The sequence below is a fragment of the Mycolicibacterium boenickei genome (assembly GCF_010731295.1).
Classification (GTDB): Bacteria; Actinomycetota; Actinomycetes; order Mycobacteriales; family Mycobacteriaceae; genus Mycobacterium; species Mycobacterium boenickei.
This window is the reverse complement of record NZ_AP022579.1, coordinates 3,471,468-3,488,285: the sequence shown is the minus strand read 5'-3', so window position 1 is coordinate 3,488,285 and position 16,818 is coordinate 3,471,468. Positions and strand designations below refer to the sequence as shown.

The following is a 16,818-nucleotide window of genomic DNA, read 5'->3' as shown; positions in this document are numbered from 1 at the left end:
GTCACCCGTTGGCACGCTGACTGTGTCCTTGGCGTGTCGTTACGGAGCGAGGGCGAATAGCCGAGCGACAAGGCCCGTACCTGGTGTTCGCCGCGGTCGACGATACCGGGACCGCTCGAACGCCGACGCAGGCGCAGGTCAGCAGGGTTTCCACCCTCCCGCCTGACGACGCACGCCCCGCACCGGAGGTGACCGGGCAGGGCGTGTGTCATCGGGCGTAGGTTGCCGCTGGTGGTGCTAGCTGCTCTGCGCGGACAGCTTGCGGTACTCCAGGACCGTGTCGATGATCCCGTAGTCCTTGGCCTCGGCAGCGGTCAGGATCTTGTCGCGGTCGGTGTCCTTGCGGATGACCTCGGGATCCTTGCCGGTGTGGCGGGCCAGCGTGGTCTCCATCAGGGTGCGCATCCGCTCGATCTCGGCGGCCTGGATCTCCAGGTCCGAGAACTGGCCCTGGATCACTCCGGACAGCGACGGCTGGTGGATCAGCACGCGGGCGTTCGGCAGGGCCAGACGCTTACCCGGGGTACCGGCGGCCAGCAGGACCGCGGCGGCCGAGGCGGCCTGACCGAGGCACACCGTCTGGATGTCGGCGCGCACGTACTGCATGGTGTCGTAGATCGCCATCAGCGAGGTGAACGAGCCACCCGGCGAGTTGATGTACATGGTGATGTCGCGGTCGGGATCCAGCGACTCCAGCACGAGCAGCTGGGCCATGATGTCGTTGGCCGACGCGTCGTCCACCTGCACGCCGAGGAAGATGATGCGTTCCTCGAACAGCTTGTTGTACGGGTTGGATTCCTTGACGCCGAAGCTGCTGTGCTCGATGAACGACGGCAGGATGTAGCGGGCCTGCGGCTGCACGCGGGCGTCCAATGACGGATGAATCTGATCGGTCATTTGTCTAGTCCTGCCGTCGGGCCCGAACCGTTGAGGTTGGCACTGGTGATGATGTGATCGACGAAGCCGTACTCCAGAGCCTCCTGCGCGGTGAACCAGCGGTCACGATCGGAGTCGGCCTCGATCTGCTCGACGGACTTGCCGGTGAACTCCGCGTTGAGCCGGAACATTTCCTTCTTGATGACGTGGAACTGCTCGGCCTGGATGGCGATGTCCGCGGCGCTGCCGGTGACGCCACCGAGCGGCTGGTGCATCAGCACCCGGGCGTGCGGCAGGGCGTGACGCTTGCCCTTGGTGCCCGCGGCGAGCAGGAATTCGCCCATCGAGGCCGCCATGCCCATCGCGTAGGTGGCGACGTCGCAGGGCGCCAGCACCATCGTGTCGTAGATGGCCATACCGGCGCTGATCGAGCCGCCCGGCGAGTTGATGTAGAGGTGGATGTCCTTGGTCGGATCCTCCGCCGACAGCAACAGGATCTGCGCGCACAGCTTGTTGGCGATGTCGTCGTCCACTTGGGAACCCAGGAAGATGATCCGCTCGGCAAGCAAGCGCTCATAGACGGAGTCGACGAGGCTGAACCCGCTCCCGTTCGAACGCATGTCAGTCACGACTGGATACCTGCTTTCTCTCACGCGTTGGTACTGACGACACTAACGAAACTGGGGCGCCACGCACTCCCGTACGGGGGCGCGTTCGCTCACAGCGTCATTCGGCGGCGTCGGCGGCTTCCTCGTCCTCGGCCTGGGCGGCCTCGGCCGGACCGAAGAACTCCGTGGTGTCGATCACGGTGCCGTCGGTGTCGGTCACGGTGGCGGCGTGCACCACAGCGGCGATCGTCAGGCCGCGACGCACATCGGCGAACATGGCCGGCAGCTGGTTGTTCTGCTGCAGGATCTGGATCAGCTGCTGGGGCTCGATGCCGTACTGACGCGACATCAGCACGAGGCGCTCGGTGAGATCGTTCTGGCCGACCTGGATGTCGAGCTTGTCGGCGACAGCGTCCATCAAAAGCTGAGTCTTGACGGCCTTTTCGGCGTTCGTCTTGTTCTCGGCGTCGAATTCTTCACGGCTGCTGCCCTGCTCGGTCAGCTGCTCGGCGAACTTGTCCTCGTCGTGGTCGAGACCGTGGATCGCGTTGTGCAGCGTGTCGTCGATCTGGGCCTGAACGATCTTCTCCGGCAACGGAACTTCGGTCTGCTCGAGCAGCGCCTCGATCGCCTTGTCGCGGATCTGCTCGGCCTGCTGCACGCTCTTCACCCGGCGCACCTGGTCGGTCAGGCTCTCCTTGAGCTCGCCGATGGTGTCGAATTCGCTTGCCAGCTGGGCGAACTCGTCGTCAGCCTCGGGCAGCTCGCGCTCCTTCACCGACTTCACGGTCACCGTCACGTCGGCATCCTTGCCTGCGAACTCGCCCGCGGCCAGCTTGGTGGTGAAGACCTTGGACTCGCCGGCCTTCAGGCCGGTGATCGCCTCGTCGAGGCCCTCGATCAGCTGACCGGAGCCGACCTCGTGCGACAGGCCCTCGGTGGCGGCCTCGGGCACCTCGGTGCCGTCGACGGTGGCCGAAAGGTCGATCGAGACGAAGTCGCCTTCCTGTGCGCCGCGGTCGACGCCGGTCAGGGTGCCGAAGCGGGCACGCAGTGACTGCAGCTCGGCATCGACGGCCTCATCGTCGACCTCGATCGGGTCGACGGTGATCTTGAGCGCGTCGAACTCGGGCAGGGTGATCTCGGGACGCACGTCGACCTCGGCGGTGAACGCCAGCTCCTGGCCGTCCTCCAGCTTGGTCACCTCGATCTCGGGCTGACCCAGCGGCTTGACGTCGGAGGCCGTGACGGCCTCGCTGTAGCGGCTCGGCAGCGCGTCGTTGACGACCTGCTCCAGCACCGCACCGCGCCCGACGCGGGCCTCCAGCAATTTGCGCGGGGCCTTGCCCGGGCGGAAGCCGGGCAGGCGGACCTGCTGGGCCAGCGCCTTGAACGCGCGATCGAAATCGGGCTCAAGCTCGGTGAAGGGCACCTCCACATTGATGCGAACCCGGGTGGGGCTCAACTGCTCGACCGTGCTCTTCACTGTTCCTGCTCCTAGATAGTTCTTTCGCACTGGCGGGTGAGTCGGGGTGACAGGATTTGAACCTGCGGCCTTCCGCTCCCAAAGCGGATGCGCTACCAAGCTGCGCTACACCCCGTGGTGGTGGTCCATCCGCCGCGGCAAAACCCACGAACGGACCACGCGAGATACTACGTGCTCACGGCACGGAGCATTCAATTGGCTTTGATCGGGGGCACACCGGTACAGTGCTCATGCTGCACATGCGGGCGTAGCTCAATGGTAGAGCCCTAGTCTTCCAAACTAGCTACGCGGGTTCGATTCCCGTCGCCCGCTCCACGAGAACCGCCCTCACGGGCGGTTTTTTCTTTTCTCGGGCCTGAATCACCGCCCTGTCGCGCCCGGTGGGTCGATCGGCGTCAGCGATATCGGCAGCCAGTGCGTACCTGGCCCCTCACCGGGGCATCCCGCTCCTCCGATGACGAGCGTGCGCTCACCGAAGAAGCTGCCGTCAGGGTTCGGGACCCAGTAGTCCGAGCGTTGCGCCTGCACGGCGCTGCCCGGATCGTTGCGGTCACAGAAGTAGGGATACTGCCCGCTCGTCTCCCAGCGGCCGTTGTTCCATCGGTACTCGTAGGAAACGGGGGCGCCCGGGTTGCGGGCGTGATCGTCCGAATTGTCCATGTGCGCAACACATCCATTGACGTCACACTGCGTGGTGAATTCGGCGGGCACTGTTATCGATTTCATCGGCGTCGGCATTCCATTGAATGTCTGTTTCGAGAAGTCGATGACCAAGTCGTAAAAACCGTACAGCGGCGGTGGTTCAATTCGCTCGGCATGAGCGACCGGCGATCCCAGCGCCAGAATGCTTACAGCGAAGGCTGTTCCGAGCGTGGTTCTCATGGCGCTAGTCGTCCTTGTCATCGTCGCGGTGCGCCGCCTCGATCACCTCGGGCGGCACCGGCTTTTGGAGCCAGGCACGAATGCGCAACAGCCCACCGGCGATAACACCGACGGCGAATATCGCGACCAGTACCCACAGCGTGGTGGTCATGGCACCGAATTATCCCGCTCCGCCGCGCACCGCGGCCGATTACCCACGAGTAGGCCAACGCCGGGTATCGCACGCATCTCGATACTGGCCGACTACCCAAAATCGGAGGAAAGTGATGTGTATCACACCGATTGCAAGAAGTCGGTTTGAACGAAAGGCAACGAGATGATCGGAGCAATTATCACCGCAGTCGTCGTCGGTGCGATTATCGGCGCACTCGCGCGACTGATCATGCCCGGTCGGCAGAATGTCAGCACACTCATGACAGTCGTGCTCGGCATTGCCGGAGCCCTTATCGGGTCCTGGCTCACCGCTGCCGTCGGATACACCAACTCGAACGGCGGATTCGCGATCGTCCCGTTCGTGGTCGGTGTCGTGGTCGCGGTTGTGCTGATCGCGATCTACACGGGCCTGACGGGACGACGCGGCACACCCGTCGGTCACTGAGTCAGAATGCGCCCCGGCTCCGCCGATCCTCCCTGCGATCGGCGGGGTCGCTCGTGTATATGCCTACAGGGCAGTGCTTTGTACCTGTCGCCTTCTCTGGCTCGCCGATTTCCACCGGAGGGTCGTGACCCGACGCGATCCACGACCCAGGTGTAGAAAGCGGCGCGAGCGGCGGCCCAGCGACCCGCTCAGAGGCCACCGACAGACACTCCCCCACCATCACGGCCCCGTCTCGAATGGCTTTCGATCTGTCCCGGAGGGGGTGCTTCACGGTTGCCATCGGCTTACCGTGAGTAACAGGTGGGGACTGTCGACCGATCTTGAAGATGGCAGCGCATTTCAACAGACACACGCACCGCTGCCGCAATACCACCGCACCTGTGCAGGAGACGAATGCCCGCAACGACCCTCATCGCAGGCACCTGTGCACCGGAATTCACCCGGGTGCGCGATGCCTTCGAGGACAACTTCGCCCACCACAAAGAGGTGGGCGCCGCTGTCGCGGTCTGGGTCGAGGGCGATCTGGTGGTCAACCTGTGGGGCGGATCGGCCGACGCGGCAGGCACCCAACCGTGGCAGCAGGACACCCTGGCCAGCGTGTATTCGGGTTCCAAGGGCCTGGCCAGCACCTGCATCCATCTCTTGGCCGACCGCGGCGAGGTCGACCTGGACGCTCCGGTCGCCCGCTACTGGCCCGAGTTCGGGCAGGCCGGCAAGCAGGACATCACCATCGCGATGGTGCTGGGTCACCGCTCCGGCGTGATCGGCCCGCGCGAACCGATGGACTGGCGGCAGGTGACCGACTGGGATGCGGTATGCGCCCGGATCGCGGCCGCGACGCCGTGGTGGCCGCCGGGCAGCGCGCAGGGCTATCAGGTGGTGACCTTCGGCTTCATCCTCGGCGAGATCGTGCGCCGGGTCACGGGCCGCACCATCGGCCACTACCTGCGCACCGAGATCGCCGAACCGCTGGGCGCCGACATCCACATCGGACTGCCCGCCTGGCAACACCACCGGTGCGCGGAGATGGTGAACAAACCGTCGGTGCGCAGCCTGCTGGCCGACAACCAGGTCAAGCGACCCCCTGCCTCCCTCGACGAGCATCCGATGGCCGGGTGGGCGGTGTCGATGGACTTCGTGCCGGACGACGAATTGGGTGTGCAAGCGCTCGACGCCTGGCGCGCAGCCGAATTCCCGAGCACCAACGCGCACGTCTCCGCACTCGGCATGGCGACGTTCTACAACGCGCTGGCCCAGGAGAAACTGCTGACCCGCGAGCACATGGAGCGCTGCCGGATCTCGCAGGGCGGGTTCGACGCCGACGTGGTGCTGGGTGCCCGCGTCGCAGACCACGGCTGGGGTCTGGGCTACATGCTCAACCAGCGCGGGGTGGCCGGGCCGAACACCGGCATCTTCGGACACGGCGGCTCGGGCGGCTCGTTCGCGTTCGTCGACCTGGAGCACCGGATCGGCTACGCCTACGTGATGAACTATTTCGACGCCACCAAGTGCAATGCCGACCCGCGCACGGTCGCGCTGTCCAACGAGGTGTACTCCGCTCTCGGCGTAATTTGAGTTCTCTACGAGGGCCCGGAATCACCGTTTTCCGTCGGTACGCTGGACGTCATGAACAGCGTTTTGCTGGTACTCATCGTCCTGGTCATCGCCGCGATCGCGTTCGCCGTCTACAGCTCGTCGCAGGCCAACGGCCGTCGCTCCGCGGAATCTCTGGCCGATGCCAAGGCTGATGCCCGCCGGCTGATCGAACGTCTCGGCGGGCAGGTACTCAACCTGACCGGCTCCGACGATGCGTCCAAGCAGGCGCTGGCCGACGCCTCCGAGCGGTACACCGCGGCGTCCTCACAGATCGATCAGGCCACCACCGCCAAGCAGGCCGCACTGGCCAAGGAGAGCGCCATCGAGGGGCTCTACTACGTGCGCGCGGCCCGCACCGCGATGGGCATGGACCCGGGTCCGGAGCTGGAGTCGCTGACCGGGCAGCGTGCGGCCGGCGCGGTCACCGAGGACCGTCGGATCAACTTCGAGGGCCGCGAGATCGAGGCCTCCCCGACTCCCTCGGCGAACACCCCTAACTACTACCCCGGCGGCCGGGTCGCCGGACGCCCGGTGCCCGCCGGCTGGTACTCCGAGCCGTGGTGGAAGCCGGCACTGGTCGCCGGCGCGTGGGGCCTGGGCTCGGTCCTGTTGTTCGACGCGATGTTCTCCGGGATGCACGGCGTCAACTACGGCGCTCAGGGCTTCGAAAACGGTTACGGTGACGGCTATTCCGACGGTTTCAACGCCGGCCAGGACGCTGGCGCAGACGGCGGCGGGTTCGATGGCGGCGACGCCGGCGGTGGTGACTGGGGCGGAACGGATGCCAGCGGCTGGGATGGCGGCGGCTTCGACGGTGGTGGCTTCGGTGACTTCGGCGGTGGTGATTTCGGGGGCTTCTGAGCCCTGCTCGCGGACCTAGAGCCGGCTCTCCAGACGCGCCGACACCCCGGCCTCCTGCAGATCGAGGCGCTCGAGCATGGCCCGCACCGCCTCGTCTTCGATCCGGCCCTCGTCACGCTCGGTGATGAGCGCCCCGCGTTGTGCCGCAAGCACATCGCGGTAGAGGCTGGAGAACACCGCGGCCCGCTTGGTGAGCGCCTCGGGATCTGGCATCTCGTCGGCGTCCTGTGAATGCCGGGCGATCACGGCACGGATCTCGGTCACCACGCGAGGGTCCAGACCTTCGGGTGGGTCTGCCTCGAACGCGTCGAGCACGTCGTCCGCCGCATCGTGCACCACGCGCTCGGCTTTGAGTTCCTCTTCCCGATCGGCAGCGTGGTCGTCACAGAACCGGGACAGGTTCAACCGGCGGATCAGCAGTGGCAGGGTCCAACCCTGGATCAGCAGGGTTCCCACGCTGACCGCGAAGGCTATCGCCTGGATCGTCGCGCGCTCCGGGAAGGGTTCGCCGGTGGCGGTGGTTGCCGGGATGGCCGCGGCGGCGGCGAGCGTCACCACCCCACGCATCCCGGTCCAGGACACGACGACGTTCTCGCGCCAACTCAGCGACCGACGGTCGATCATCCGGCGCCACCCGGCCTTGGGCTTCCGCTTTCGCCGGCCCAGGGCGCCGCGGGCACCGTCGGGTACCGGCACGCTGAACTTGCGCTCCACGTGCCGGGACAGCTTGTTCCGGCCGAACATCAGGAACACCGACAGCGGGCGGATCACCAGCACGATGAGCAACACGATCGCCGAGGCGACGGCGACGACGGCCAGCGACTCGTGGGCCTCGTTGAGGTCCTGTAGCACGAACCGCAGATGCAGACCGATGTAGGCGAATACGAACGCCTCCAGCAGCACGTCCACCGAATTCCAGACATAGCGTTCCTGCAGTCGCGTCTGGTACCCCGCACCCATCGCACCGTTGCCGACCACGAACCCGGCGACCACCACCGCCAGCACCCCGGAGGCGTGCAGTTCCTCGGCGGTGATGAACGCCGCGAACGGAACCACCAGACCCTGAACCGTTTCCAGGCCGGGGTTGTCCAGGTGCTTGCGGATCCACAGGGTCACGTAGCCCAGCAGTGCCCCGACCACCGGACCGACCGTGGCGCTGTATCCGAACAGCAGGAACGGGTTCTCGATGAACGTGTGGCTACCTGCCACCTGGGCCACCGCGATGGAGAACAGTGTCAGCGCGGCGGCGTCGTTGATCAGGCTCTCACCGGTGAGGATCGCCATCACCCGTTTGGGCAGGCCGAGCTTGCGGCCCACGGCGACGGCTGTGACGGCGTCGGGCGGCGCGACGATCGCGCCGAGCACGAGCGCCAGGCCGAAAGTCAACGGCACCAGCACCAGCCAGGAGGACACCGCGGCCACCACGAAAGCCGTCACGACGACCAGCCCGACACCGAGGCCCAGGATCGGCCGGATGTTGCGGAAGAACGTCGGGAAGGAGAAATCCAGGGCGGCTGAGTACAGCAACGGCGGCAGGACCACGGTCAGCAGAATGTGCGAATCCAGTTCGGGCGGTTCGAACCCCGGCAGGAATGACACGACGATGCCGATGACCACGATGATCAGTGCGGGTTCCTGGCCGCGTCGATGCGCGATTGCTGTGACGAGGATGGCTCCGACGACGACGAGGATCAATTCCACTCGGAGATTGTCCCGTGCCTGCGCCGGCGCCGCGCACTCACACCTGGCAGTCCGGACACCAGAACAAGTTGCGGGCCTCCAGTTCTGCGGTGCGCACCGTGGCCCCGCACACCCGGCAGGCCTCCCCCGCCCGGCGATAGACATAGGTGCGGGGCCGGCCTGGACCGTACGACGGGGCGCCGTGATCGTGCTCGGGGCGGACGACGACGATTTTGCCGCGACGCACCCCGACCTTCATCAGCTCGACGAGATCGGCCCACATGTCGCCGAATTCGGCCTGCCCCATCAGCGTGCCCGGCCGGTACGGGTCGATGTGGTGACGGAACAGCAACTCACTGCGGTACACATTGCCGACTCCGGCGATCACCGACTGGTCCATCAACAGCGCACCGATTGACCTGCGCGACTTACTGATTCGTTTCCAGGCCAGCGCGGGATCGGCGTCCTTGCGCAGCGGATCGGGCCCGAGGCGGGCCACCACGTCGGCGATCTCCGGCTCGGCGATCACCTCGCACACCGTGGGCCCGCGCAGGTCGGTGCCGTACTCGGTGCCCACCAGTCGCATCCGCACCTGCCCGACCGGCAACCCAAGCGGGACCGGCGCCTCGGTGAACGTCCCGTACAGGCCGAGGTGGATGTGCACCACCCGGCCGCCGTCATAGTGGTGGAACAGGTGCTTGCCCCAGGCGTCGGCCTGTTTGAACACCTGGCCGTTGACCGCGGCCGCACCGTCGGCGAAGCGGCCCTGCGGGCTGGACACCACCACCGGCGCCCGGCCGAACCGCTTCTGGTGCAGCCGGGCCAGCCGGTGCAGGGTGTGCCCTTCGGGCATGGGTCAGGCGGGCGCGCCGGGAACCGGCGGGGCCACGTGGTCCTTTTCGTAGGCGGCGAGGATGTCGATGCGGCGCTGGTGGCGCTCGGCCTCCGACCACGGCGTCGACAGGAACGCGTCGACGATGGCCAGCGCCTCCTCCTCGCTGTGCATGCGACCACCCAGACCCATCAGCTGCGCGTTGTTGTGCTCGCGGGCCAGCTTGGCAGTCTCGACGCTCCAGGCCAGGGCACACCGGGCGCCGGGCACCTTGTTCGCGGCGATCTGCTCACCGTTGCCCGAGCCGCCCAGCACGATGCCCAGACTGCCCGGATCGGCGACCGTCTTGACCGCCGCGTCGATACAGAACGCCGGGTAGTCGTCGTCGGCGTCGTAGGTGTAGGCACCGCAGTCGATCGGCTCGTGGCCGGTCTTCTTGAGGTGCTCGATGATGGTCTGCTTGAACTCGAATCCGGCGTGGTCGGCACCGATGTAAACGCGCATGGCGGTCATTCTCGCAGACGGCACCGGATGCCCCGAGCTAACCGCTTCAGCCCGATCGCCGCCTCAGCCGATGGTGATGGCGTCCAGCCGTTCCTTGATGAAGGACGATGACGTCACCGGATCCAGGCCACCGACCTTGCCGACGGGCGGTTCCAGCGGGGTGACGACGGCGTCGTGGTTGGCCTCGTAGAAGTAGATCAGCGATACCAGGTCTTCTTCGGGGGCGTGCGGCTGCGGCGGCAGCACCCGGTGCCGGCCCGACGGCCAGCGGCGGCCACTCCAGTACTCCAGCAGGTCACCGATGTTGACGGTGAGCGATCCGGGCTCCCACGGCGCGTCCTCCCAGCCCTCCTGCTCGGAGTAGACCTGCAGCCCACCGGCCCCCGGTTCGCGATCCAGGATCGTCACCGTGCCGAAGTCGGTGTGCGGGCCGATGCGGAACTGGCCCGGCTCCGGCTCCCCCACCACGCTGACCGGCGGGTAGTGATTGATGTTCATGGTCCACGTCGGCCGATCCGCCAGGGCGACAAAAGGATTGACGGCCAGCCCGAGGGCGTGGGCGAACAACGCCAGCAGGTCGTCGGACACCTTCCGCATCGCGGCGGTGTACTCGTCGACCAAGGCCTGCAGCGCGGGCACCTCGGCCGGCCACACGTTGGGCGCGAACCAGATCCGGTCGACCTCGGGGTCGCCGGTCGCCGTCTCGGCGCCGAGGCTGTAACTCTCCTTCAGATCGGGCGGGGTCTCGGTGCCCTCGGCGTAGCCGTTGGCCTCGGCTCCCGGCCCGATCCAGCCGTGCCCACCGACGGGTACCGAGTAGCGCTGCTTGACGTCGTCGGGCAGGGCGAAGAACTCCCGGCTGGCCGCACGCACCTTGGCCGCCAGGTCGGTGTCCACCCCGTGGCCGGTGACGACGATGAACCCGGCGCGCTGCAGCCCGGCATCGACCTCGGCGGCAACCTCGTCGGCCTCGGCCCCACCGGCGTACCACCGGGACATGTCAATCGTTGCTATCGCGCTCATTCGCCGATGTCCTCCGCCCACAGATCCGGCCGCTCGGCGACGAAGTCCTCCATCATCGCCACACAGCGTTCATCGTCGAGCAGGGTAACCGCTACCCCGTGCTCGGCCAGCCAGTCATGACCGCCGGTGAACGTCCGGCTCTCGCCGATCACCACCGCGCCGATGTTGAACTGACGGACCAGGCCGCTGCAGTACCAACACGGCGAGAGCGTCGTCACCATGATCGTCGACCGGTAGCCGCGCTGGCGTCCGGCGGCGCGGAAGGCGTCGGTCTCGGCGTGGATCGACGGGTCGTCGTTCTGCACGCGACGGTTGTGCCCGGCGCCCAGGAGCGTCCCGTCCGAGCCGAACAAGGCGGCACCGATCGGGATACCGCCCTCGGCCAATCCTTTTCGGGCTTCCTCGACGGCGACGTCGAGCATCTGTTCCGGGGTCATGCCGGCACCTTCTCCGCTGCCAACTTGGACCGGCACAGCACGAGATAGCTCAGGCCGGCGATCAGGAACCCGACGAAGAACGTGATGTCACCCAGTTGCGGCACCTCCCGGGCGATGTAGCCGACGAACTTCGCCTGGTTGCAGAACAGCGTCACCGACACCACGAGGCCGATCAGGAACGACGCCAGGCCGGGCCAGTTGGTGTAGGACCGGTCGTAGAGGAAGTGCGCGACGGGTGCGTCGCCGCGCAGATACTCGTCGGCGAACACCACGCCGAGCCACGGCCCGATCCAGTACGCGATGATCAGCAGGAACGCCTCGTAGCTCGCCGCGGCGTCGGCCAGCGCCCACCACGCGATGAGGAAGCCGACGACCCCGAAGAACCCGGTGGCCAGGGCCCGGGCGATGTGGTGCGGCAGCTTGATCCCGATAGTCACGAAAGCCATTGCGCCCGAATAGATGTTGATCGCATTCGCGGCCACCGCCCCGATCGCGATCGCGAGCAGGGTCAGGCTCGCCAACCACGGGGCCAGCTCCGAGGTGAACGCGGTGGTCGGATTGTCCGAGACCGCCGGGCCGATGGTCACCGACGCCGCACCCACCGTCTGAAGCAGCATGCATGACACGAACAGCCCTGCGGCAGCGAAGAACCCGGTGCGCGGTCCGGCCTCGGACCGCGGCAGGTACCGGGTGTAATCGGCGGCGTACGGCGCCCACCCGGCGACGTAACCGAACGCGGTGCCCACGGTCAGCAGGAACCCGCCCATTCCGCCGACGCCGCCGGTGACCGCGGGCGCACCGAAGTCCGCCTTGGTCAGGATCACCACCGAGGTGATCGCGAAGATGACCGCGAGCACCGGGAAGGCCCACCGCTCGAACGCCTGAACCAGGTTGTGGCCGAACACCGCCAGCGCGGTCTGCACCACGACCACGAGCACCAACGCCAGCACGGGCGCGATGCCGAACAGCGTGGACAGCGCGAACGCGCCGCTGACGCTGTTGGTGGCGAACCACCCGATGCCCGCAGTCACCGTCATCAGCAGTGACGGCACCGCGTTGCCCTTGAAGCCGAACGCCAAGCGGCCCAGCACCATCTGCGGGACGCCGTGCAGGGGCCCGCGCTTGGACAGGAAGTAATGCGCGAGCGCGCCGAGGCCGGTGCCGATCGCCAGACCGGCCACCGCCTGCCAGAACGTCATGCCGTAGACGGACACGGCGAGCACGCCCAGGAAGATCGTGGCGAATTCCAGGTTCGGCGAGGTCCAGGTCCAGAACAACTGGCTGGGCTTGCCGTGCCGGTCGGCGTCGGCGATGTGCTCGTTACCTCCCGGCTCGACAGCTGCGATCCTGTCGCGGTAGGAACCGTCGGTACTGGGCTCAGCCGCTGTCATGCGTACACCGTGGCGTGAGCCGCGGTGTTACGCAAGCGGAATCGCGATTTTGGGTGCGGTTCACCCCTCAGTCGAACTCCGGGGCCTCCGTGCGGGAGCGCTTGAGCTCCCAGAAATGGGGGTACGACGCGAACGTCACCGACGCGTCCCAGAGCTTGCCGGCCTCTTCGCCGCGCGGGATCTTCGAGAGCACCGGACCGAAGAACGCGACACCGTTGACGTGGATGGTCGGGGTGCCGACGTCGTCGCCGACGGCGTCCATGCCCTCGTGATGGCTCTTACGCAGTGCGTCGTCGTACTTGTCGGTGGCAGCCGCCTCGGCCAGTTCGGCGGATAGCCCGACCTCGTCGAGCGCCTGCGCGATCACCTGGTCGAGGTCCTTGTTGTCCTGGTTGTGAATCCGGAAGCCCATCGCGGTGTAGAGCGGGCCGAGGATCTCCGGGCCCTTGAGTTGCTCGGCGGCGATGGCGACCCGGACCGGGCCCCAGGCCTTCTTCATCAGTTCCTGGTAGTTCTCGGGCAGGTCGCGGCCTTCGTTGAGCACCGCCAGGCTCATGACGTGGAACTGCACGTCGATATCGCGGACCTTCTCGACTTCGAGAATCCAGCGTGAGGTGATCCAGCACCACGGGCACAGCGGGTCGAACCAGAATCCGGCCGTGTCCTTCTGATCCTTCTGAGCCATCTGTGGGTCCTCTCGATGTGGTTCAGGGCACAACTGCATTCAGCACAACTCTGCACCCACAGTGAGATGTTCCCGATTCCGAGTAACTATCCGCGGGCCGTTTACGACAAGGTTGGTGGCTGGCATGTCCGACATGCATGCTGAAGTCACGGCAGCAGCACAGGAAACGCATAGTGCGCGAACCTTTACCGGAACGTGTTGTTCCTGTGACCCTGGTGAACCACTGTTGCCCAAGTGAGCAGAGCGATCTAAGGGTTCTGCGTGATAGCTGAGGAGCTCAATATGGCCGCTCGTGCCCTCCTGACGACCGCAGGTGCCGTCGCCGCCGTCCTCGCATTGGCCGCCCCTGCGCAAGCCGATCCGGTGCCGGCCCCGAACGACCCGACCGACAGCTCGTTCCTGAACGCGCTGAACAACGCCGGGGTGGGCTATGGCGACCCCAACACCGCCGTCCGGATGGGCCAGGACGTCTGTCCGATGCTGGTCGAGCCCGGTAAGGACTTCGCGTCGGTGGCCTCCCAGATGCGCGGCGACGGCGGTATGTCCCCGCAGATGGCGTCGTTCTTCACCGGCATCGCGATCCAGATGTACTGCCCGCAGATGATGTCGTCGATCAGCGACGGGTCGATTCTGAACAACCTGGGCGCGCTGAACGGACTCGCCGGGATCGCCGGCTTCCCCCAGTAGGCCGGGTCCAGCCGACGTCCAGCCACTAGGTTGGACGGGTGGCACTTCCCAATCTCACTCGCGAACAGGCCATCGAGCGCGCCGCTCTGGTCACCGTCGACAACTACCGCGTCGTCCTCGACCTCACCGACGGCAACGGCGGGCCGGGCGAACGTACCTTCCGGTCGACCACGACCGTGACGTTCGAGGCCCTCGCCGGCGCCGACACCTTCATCGACCTGGCGGCCGACACCGTCCGCAGTGCGACGCTCAACGGCATCGCACTGGATGTGTCCGGCTACGACGAATCCACCGGCATCGCGCTGCCCGGCCTGACCGCCCACAACGTCCTGGTGGTCGACGCCGACTGCCTCTACTCCAACACCGGCGAGGGCCTGCACCGCTTCGTCGATCCCGTCGACAACGAGGTCTACCTCTACTCGCAGTTCGAAACCGCCGACGCCAAGCGGATGTTCGCCTGCTTCGACCAGCCCGACCTGAAGGCCACGTTCGACGTGCAGGTCACCGCGCCGTCGCACTGGCAGGTGATCTCGAATGGCGCCACCACCACCGCCGAGCCCAACGGCTCGGGCACCGTGCACACCTTCGCCACCACCCCGAAGATGAGCACCTATCTGGCGGCGCTGATCGCCGGGCCGTACGCGGTGTGGCGCGACTCGTATTCCGACGAGCACGGCGAGATCCCGCTGGGCATCTTCTGTCGGGCCTCGCTGGCCGAGTTCATGGACGCCGAGCGGCTGTTCACCGAGACCAAGCAGGGTTTCGGCTTCTACCACAAGAACTTCGGCACGCCGTACGCGTTCGGTAAGTACGACCAGCTGTTCGTGCCCGAGTTCAACGCGGGCGCCATGGAGAACGCGGGCGCGGTGACGTTCCTGGAGGACTACGTCTTCCGGTCCAAGGTGACCCGGGCCTCCTACGAGCGCCGCGCCGAGACCGTGCTGCACGAGATGGCGCACATGTGGTTCGGCGATCTGGTCACCATGCAGTGGTGGGATGACCTGTGGCTCAACGAGTCCTTCGCGACCTTCGCGTCGGTGCTGTGCCAGGCCGAGGCCACCGAATACGACACGGCGTGGACCACTTTCGCCAATGTCGAGAAGTCCTGGGCCTACCGGCAGGACCAGCTGCCCTCGACCCACCCGGTCGCCGCGGACATCCCGGACCTGGCCGCCGTGGAGGTGAACTTCGACGGCATCACCTACGCCAAGGGCGCCTCGGTGCTCAAGCAGCTGGTGGCCTACGTCGGGCTCGAAGAGTTCCTGTCGGGCCTGCGCGACTACTTCCGCGACCACGCCTTCGCCAACGCCACGTTCGGCGATCTGCTGGGTGCTCTGGAGAAGTCTTCCGGCCGGAACCTGTCCGGCTGGGGTCAGCAATGGCTCAAGACAACGGGTTTGAACACGCTGCGGGCGGACTTCGACGTCGACGATTCCGGTGCGTTCACCCGGTTCTCCATCGCCCAGTCGGGTGCGGCGCCGGGCGCCGGGGAAACCCGCGTGCACCGGCTGGCCGTCGGCATCTACGACGAAGACCCGGCCGGCTCCGGCAAGCTCGTGCGGGTGCACCGCGAGGAGCTCGACGTCGAAGGCCCGATCACGGAAGTGCCTGCACTGGTGGGTGTTTCGCGCGGCAAGCTGATCCTGGTCAACGACGATGACCTGACCTACTGCTCGTTGCGGCTGGACCCGGTCTCGCTGTCGACGGTGCTGTCGCGGATCGCCGACATCGCCGATCCGCTCCCCCGCACGCTGGCCTGGTCGGCGGCCTGGGAGATGACCCGCGAGGCCGAGATGAAGGCCCGCGACTTCGTCGCCCTGGTGATGAGCGGGGTGCACGCCGAGACCGAGGTCGGTGTCGCGCAGCGGCTGCTCATGCAGGCACAGACCGCGCTGAGCTCCTACGCCGATCCTGCCTGGGCCACCGAGATCGGCTGGCGGGCGTTCGGAGATGCCCTGCTCGATCTGGCCGGCAACTCCGCGCCGGGATCCGATCACCAGCTCGCGTTCGTGAACGCGCTGTGCACCTCGGTCCTGTCGCCGAACCACGTCGCCGTGCTGTCGACGCTGCTCGACAACGAGCCCGCCGCGGTGAACATGCCTGGCCTGGTGATCGACACCGATCTGCGGTGGCGGATCGTCACCGCGCTGGCCCGCAACGGCGACATCGACGCCGACGGTCCCGAGACGCCGTTCATCGACGCCGAGGCCGCGAGCGACCCGACCGCGGCCGGCAAGCGGCACGCCGCGGCGGCTTCGGCCGCCCGCCCGCAGGACGAGGTGAAGTCCGCGGCGTGGGAGCAGGTGATCGAGGACGACACGCTCGCCAACATCACCACCCGCGCGATCGTCGGCGGATTCGTCCAGCCCGGCCAGTCCGAGTTGTTGGCGCCGTTCACGACGCGCTACTTCGCGGCGATCTCCGGGGTGTGGGAGCGGCGGTCCAGCGAGGTCGCCCAGACCGTGGTGATCGGGCTGTACCCGTCATGGGACATCAGCCAGAACGGGCTCGACGCGGCGGACGCGTTCCTGTCCGATCCCGAGGTGCCGCCGGCGCTGCGCCGCCTGGTGGTCGAGGGCCGTGCCGGCGTGGAGCGCTCCCTGCGCGCCCGCGCCTTCGACGTGAGCTGATCGCCTCTGCCCCGCGAGCGTGCGTGTCTGCGCCCCGACACG

17 protein-coding genes and 2 tRNA genes are annotated in these 16,818 nt (G+C 66.9%); 6 read left to right on the top strand and 13 right to left on the bottom strand.

Translation table 11 applies throughout. The features are described from left to right. Positions 1 to 237: 237 nt before the first annotated feature. From clpP2 to G6N57_RS16585, 4 genes are all read right to left on the bottom strand, one after another. Positions 238 to 897 carry an ATP-dependent CLP protease proteolytic subunit ClpP2 gene (gene clpP2, locus G6N57_RS16600; protein ID WP_036448995.1) on the bottom strand — a complete coding sequence of 220 codons (660 nt, stop codon included), beginning with the start codon at positions 895 to 897 and terminating at the stop codon, positions 238 to 240. After that, positions 894 to 1,496 (bottom strand): ATP-dependent Clp protease proteolytic subunit, encoded by a 603-nt coding sequence (locus tag G6N57_RS16595; protein ID WP_019345228.1) that lies wholly within the window; start codon positions 1,494 to 1,496, stop codon positions 894 to 896. The genes clpP2 and G6N57_RS16595 overlap by 4 nt, the downstream gene beginning before the upstream one ends. A gap of 106 nt (positions 1,497 to 1,602) precedes the next feature. Then, positions 1,603 to 2,970: a trigger factor gene (gene tig / locus G6N57_RS16590; RefSeq protein WP_077741400.1), complete on the bottom strand. Its 1,368-nt coding sequence runs from the start codon at positions 2,968 to 2,970 to the stop codon at positions 1,603 to 1,605. Between the two features lie 41 nt (positions 2,971 to 3,011). Further along, positions 3,012 to 3,085: transfer RNA gene (locus tag G6N57_RS16585), tRNA-Pro, on the bottom strand. 126 nt (positions 3,086 to 3,211) lie between these two features. Between G6N57_RS16585 and G6N57_RS16580 the strand changes: the two genes are divergently transcribed. After that, a tRNA-Gly gene (locus tag G6N57_RS16580) sits at positions 3,212 to 3,285 on the top strand. Positions 3,286 to 3,330: 45 nt separating this feature from the next. Here G6N57_RS16580 and G6N57_RS16575 read toward each other — a convergent pair. After that, positions 3,331 to 3,852, bottom strand: coding sequence for an MBOE_33420 family protein (locus G6N57_RS16575; RefSeq protein ID WP_077741401.1), 522 nt, complete (start codon positions 3,850 to 3,852; stop codon positions 3,331 to 3,333). A gap of 4 nt (positions 3,853 to 3,856) precedes the next feature. Beyond that, the gene (locus G6N57_RS31700; RefSeq protein WP_097926065.1) at positions 3,857 to 4,003 is read right to left on the bottom strand and encodes a hypothetical protein; all 147 of its coding nucleotides are present in this window, start codon (positions 4,001 to 4,003) and stop codon (positions 3,857 to 3,859) included. A 165-nt stretch (positions 4,004 to 4,168) separates the two neighbouring features. On the opposite strand from G6N57_RS31700, the gene G6N57_RS16570 reads away from it, so the two are divergent. The 3 genes from G6N57_RS16570 (at position 4,169) to G6N57_RS16560 (ending at position 6,907) form a co-directional block, all read left to right on the top strand. After that, complete coding sequence (locus G6N57_RS16570; RefSeq protein WP_077741402.1) at positions 4,169 to 4,450, top strand: GlsB/YeaQ/YmgE family stress response membrane protein; 282 nt, start codon at positions 4,169 to 4,171, stop codon at positions 4,448 to 4,450. A 393-nt stretch (positions 4,451 to 4,843) separates the two neighbouring features. Beyond that, positions 4,844 to 6,025 (top strand): serine hydrolase domain-containing protein, encoded by a 1,182-nt coding sequence (locus tag G6N57_RS16565; protein WP_077741403.1) that lies wholly within the window; start codon positions 4,844 to 4,846, stop codon positions 6,023 to 6,025. A gap of 51 nt (positions 6,026 to 6,076) precedes the next feature. Further along, positions 6,077 to 6,907, top strand: a complete 831-nt coding sequence (locus G6N57_RS16560) for a hypothetical protein (protein ID WP_065510529.1) — start codon at positions 6,077 to 6,079, stop codon at positions 6,905 to 6,907. A 15-nt stretch (positions 6,908 to 6,922) separates the two neighbouring features. On the opposite strand, the gene G6N57_RS16555 is transcribed toward G6N57_RS16560, so the two are convergent. The 7 genes from G6N57_RS16555 to G6N57_RS16525 form a co-directional block, all read right to left on the bottom strand. Next, complete coding sequence (locus G6N57_RS16555) at positions 6,923 to 8,608, bottom strand: cation:proton antiporter (protein ID WP_077741404.1); 1,686 nt, start codon at positions 8,606 to 8,608, stop codon at positions 6,923 to 6,925. A gap of 37 nt (positions 8,609 to 8,645) precedes the next feature. After that, on the bottom strand, positions 8,646 to 9,440 hold the full coding sequence (locus G6N57_RS16550) for an Fpg/Nei family DNA glycosylase (RefSeq protein WP_077741405.1): 795 nt from the start codon (positions 9,438 to 9,440) through the stop codon (positions 8,646 to 8,648). Between the two features lie 3 nt (positions 9,441 to 9,443). Next, the gene (locus G6N57_RS16545; RefSeq protein ID WP_036448970.1) at positions 9,444 to 9,923 is read right to left on the bottom strand and encodes a ribose-5-phosphate isomerase; all 480 of its coding nucleotides are present in this window, start codon (positions 9,921 to 9,923) and stop codon (positions 9,444 to 9,446) included. A gap of 63 nt (positions 9,924 to 9,986) precedes the next feature. After that, positions 9,987 to 10,946, bottom strand: coding sequence for an isopenicillin N synthase family dioxygenase (locus tag G6N57_RS16540; protein ID WP_077741406.1), 960 nt, complete (start codon positions 10,944 to 10,946; stop codon positions 9,987 to 9,989). After that, complete coding sequence (locus tag G6N57_RS16535) at positions 10,943 to 11,383, bottom strand: nucleoside deaminase (protein ID WP_077741407.1); 441 nt, start codon at positions 11,381 to 11,383, stop codon at positions 10,943 to 10,945. The genes G6N57_RS16540 and G6N57_RS16535 overlap by 4 nt, the downstream gene beginning before the upstream one ends. Continuing rightward, positions 11,380 to 12,774, bottom strand: coding sequence for a purine-cytosine permease family protein (locus G6N57_RS16530; protein ID WP_077741408.1), 1,395 nt, complete (start codon positions 12,772 to 12,774; stop codon positions 11,380 to 11,382). The genes G6N57_RS16535 and G6N57_RS16530 overlap by 4 nt, the downstream gene beginning before the upstream one ends. A gap of 67 nt (positions 12,775 to 12,841) precedes the next feature. Next, complete coding sequence (locus G6N57_RS16525) at positions 12,842 to 13,459, bottom strand: mycothiol-dependent nitroreductase Rv2466c family protein (RefSeq protein WP_077741409.1); 618 nt, start codon at positions 13,457 to 13,459, stop codon at positions 12,842 to 12,844. Between the two features lie 282 nt (positions 13,460 to 13,741). Between G6N57_RS16525 and G6N57_RS16520 the strand changes: the two genes are divergently transcribed. Further along, positions 13,742 to 14,146, top strand: a complete 405-nt coding sequence (locus G6N57_RS16520; protein ID WP_077741410.1) for a DUF732 domain-containing protein — start codon at positions 13,742 to 13,744, stop codon at positions 14,144 to 14,146. Between the two features lie 38 nt (positions 14,147 to 14,184). Next, positions 14,185 to 16,776, top strand: coding sequence for an aminopeptidase N (pepN, locus tag G6N57_RS16515; protein ID WP_077741411.1), 2,592 nt, complete (start codon positions 14,185 to 14,187; stop codon positions 16,774 to 16,776). Positions 16,777 to 16,818: the final 42 nt, after the last annotated feature.

What these genes read in the sequence shown, in the direction of transcription:
- G6N57_RS16540 (WP_077741406.1), bottom strand. Translation starts at nt 10,946, where the DNA reads ATGAGCGCGATAGCAACGATTGACATGTCCCGGTGGTACGCCGGTGGG.
- G6N57_RS16570 (WP_077741402.1), top strand. Translation starts at nt 4,169, where the DNA reads ATGATCGGAGCAATTATCACCGCAGTCGTCGTCGGTGCGATTATCGGC.
- G6N57_RS31700 (WP_097926065.1), bottom strand. Translation starts at nt 4,003, where the DNA reads ATGACCACCACGCTGTGGGTACTGGTCGCGATATTCGCCGTCGGTGTT.
- G6N57_RS16550 (WP_077741405.1), bottom strand. Translation starts at nt 9,440, where the DNA reads ATGCCCGAAGGGCACACCCTGCACCGGCTGGCCCGGCTGCACCAGAAG.
- G6N57_RS16535 (WP_077741407.1), bottom strand. Translation starts at nt 11,383, where the DNA reads ATGACCCCGGAACAGATGCTCGACGTCGCCGTCGAGGAAGCCCGAAAA.
- G6N57_RS16595 (WP_019345228.1), bottom strand. Translation starts at nt 1,496, where the DNA reads ATGCGTTCGAACGGGAGCGGGTTCAGCCTCGTCGACTCCGTCTATGAG.
- G6N57_RS16575 (WP_077741401.1), bottom strand. Translation starts at nt 3,852, where the DNA reads ATGAGAACCACGCTCGGAACAGCCTTCGCTGTAAGCATTCTGGCGCTG.
- G6N57_RS16530 (WP_077741408.1), bottom strand. Translation starts at nt 12,774, where the DNA reads ATGACAGCGGCTGAGCCCAGTACCGACGGTTCCTACCGCGACAGGATC.
- clpP2 (WP_036448995.1), bottom strand. Translation starts at nt 897, where the DNA reads ATGACCGATCAGATTCATCCGTCATTGGACGCCCGCGTGCAGCCGCAG.
- G6N57_RS16525 (WP_077741409.1), bottom strand. Translation starts at nt 13,459, where the DNA reads ATGGCTCAGAAGGATCAGAAGGACACGGCCGGATTCTGGTTCGACCCG.
- G6N57_RS16520 (WP_077741410.1), top strand. Translation starts at nt 13,742, where the DNA reads ATGGCCGCTCGTGCCCTCCTGACGACCGCAGGTGCCGTCGCCGCCGTC.
- G6N57_RS16560 (WP_065510529.1), top strand. Translation starts at nt 6,077, where the DNA reads ATGAACAGCGTTTTGCTGGTACTCATCGTCCTGGTCATCGCCGCGATC.
- G6N57_RS16545 (WP_036448970.1), bottom strand. Translation starts at nt 9,923, where the DNA reads ATGCGCGTTTACATCGGTGCCGACCACGCCGGATTCGAGTTCAAGCAG.
- G6N57_RS16565 (WP_077741403.1), top strand. Translation starts at nt 4,844, where the DNA reads ATGCCCGCAACGACCCTCATCGCAGGCACCTGTGCACCGGAATTCACC.